Raw genomic sequence first — 1,942 nt, forward strand, 5'->3', positions numbered from 1 at the left:
GACCCTGTTGCCCAATTCGAGGGAATTTGCGTCGATCACTCGGTCGGAGGCAGGCGGCGAGACGGATCCTGCTGGTCAGGGGCGCGTGAATGGGGTCGCCCTACGACAGGGGGTGGCGGCTGTGTCGATGGGATCGGCTTCTGTCGGTGTTCCGGATGGAACGAGTGCGGTCGCACATGCTGCGTTCCCGAAGGGGTGTCTTGCAATGCGGATCCGTGACCAACTCGGGTCAGTCTTCTCGAACGAGGAGTTCCGCGAGGCGTTCGGAGACCGCGGCCGGCCTGGCGTCTCGCCCGGACGGCTCGCCCTGGTAAGCGTGCTGCAATTCGTTGAGAACCTGACGGACCGACAGGCAGCGCACGCGGTGCGGGCCAGGATCGACGTGAAGTACCTGCTGGGACTGGAGCTCACCGATCCCGGCTTCGACTTCACGGTGCTGACTGGGTTCCGGCAACGGCTGCTGGACCACGGCCTGGAGGAGCGGGTGCTGGACCTGCTGCTGGAGCGCCTGGCGGGTCAGGGCCTGGTCAGCGCTGGAGGGCGGCAGCGCACCGACTCCACTCATGTCTTGGCGGCCGTCCGGCGCTTGAACCGGTTGGAGTTCATCGGCGAGACGCTCCGGGCCTGCCTGGAAGCACTGTCCGCGGCCAGTGCGCAGTGGCTCGTGAGTTGGATGGACCCGGCATGGCAGAAGCGCTACGGCGCCAGGACCGATGCCTACCGACTGCCCTCCGAACGGTCCGAACGCGACCGGCTGGCCCAGCAGATTGCTGCCGACGGCTACCGTTTACTCGAAGTCGTACACACTTCCACGGCACCGACATGGCTGCGCGAGATCCCCGCGGTGACCGTGCTGCGGACGGTCTGGATCCAGCAGTTCACACGCACCGTCACCGACGGAGTGCAGGAGGTGGGCTGGCGAGGCAAAGATGATCTCCCGCCGGGAAGAGCGCTGATCGCCTCGCCGTACGATCCCCAGGCCCGGTATTCACACAAGCGCGGCTCGGCCTGGACCGGCTACAAGGTCCACTTGAGCGAGGACTGCACCGGCTCCGGGCAGCCGCATCTGATCACCCACGTGGTGACCACCGATGCCACCGCGAACGACGCCACCGTCGTCGACGCAGTGCACGACGCCCTCACCACCAAGAGCCTCAAGCCCGCCGAACACCTCCTGGACTCGGGATACTCCTCCGCCGAACTCCTGCTGACCGCCCCTGTCGAACGCGAAATCCGTGTGGTCGCACCGGCCCGGCCGAACAGCACCCCGCAACAGATCAGGTCCGCCGGGTTCGGCAAGTCCGCCTTCACCATCAACTGGCAGGAAAGGACTGCCACTTGTCCGTCCGGCCGGACCAGCCGCTACTGGACAGTCGGCCTCGACAGCAACGGCCGCGACGCGATCAGAATCCGCTTCGCGACCACGACCTGCTCTCCCTGCCCCGTCCGGGACCAGTGCACCCGCTCCACCCAGTACGGCCGACAGCTCACCGTCCGGCCTCAAGGGCAAGACGCCCTGCTCGAACGCGTCCGCGCCGAGCAGACCACCAAGGCGTGGAAGGAACGCTACGCGGCCAGGGCCGGTGTTGAGGGAACCATCCACCAAGCCGTCGCCGTCGGCGGTATGCGCCGCACCCGCTATCGCGGCCCAGCCAAAACACACCTCGGCCATGTCCTGACAGCCACTGCAGTCAACTTGATCCGGCTCGACGCCTGGTGGACCGGCACCCCGCTCGCCCAGACGAGAACCTCCCGGCTCGCGGCCCTCGAACTCGCCACATGAACCAATTGGGCAACAGGGTCATCGAGACCTTCTACAACCGCCGCCGCCTGCGCAAGCACAAGACCTTCGGCTACCTCACCCCGGCCGAGACCAGGCAGCGGCATCAACACGCCCTCGCGACATAACCGACGAGTGTCCAAGATCACGGGGAAACTTCAC

2 protein-coding genes are annotated in these 1,942 nt (G+C 66.5%); both read left to right on the forward strand.

Annotated elements, in window-relative coordinates:
* Positions 1–1,783: IS1182 family transposase (locus tag ABZ887_RS51040; protein ID WP_361306571.1), on the forward strand; the 1,783-nt coding region annotated here is incomplete at its 5' end.
* The gene (locus ABZ887_RS51045) at positions 1,780–1,908 is read left to right on the forward strand and encodes a hypothetical protein (protein WP_361306573.1); all 129 of its coding nucleotides are present in this window, start codon (positions 1,780–1,782) and stop codon (positions 1,906–1,908) included. The genes ABZ887_RS51040 and ABZ887_RS51045, both read left to right, overlap by 4 nt.
* Positions 1,909–1,942 lie beyond the last annotated feature (34 nt).

Origin of the sequence: Streptomyces sp. NPDC047061, assembly GCF_040643955.1 — a bacterium.
Taxonomy (GTDB): domain Bacteria; phylum Actinomycetota; class Actinomycetes; order Streptomycetales; family Streptomycetaceae; genus Streptomyces.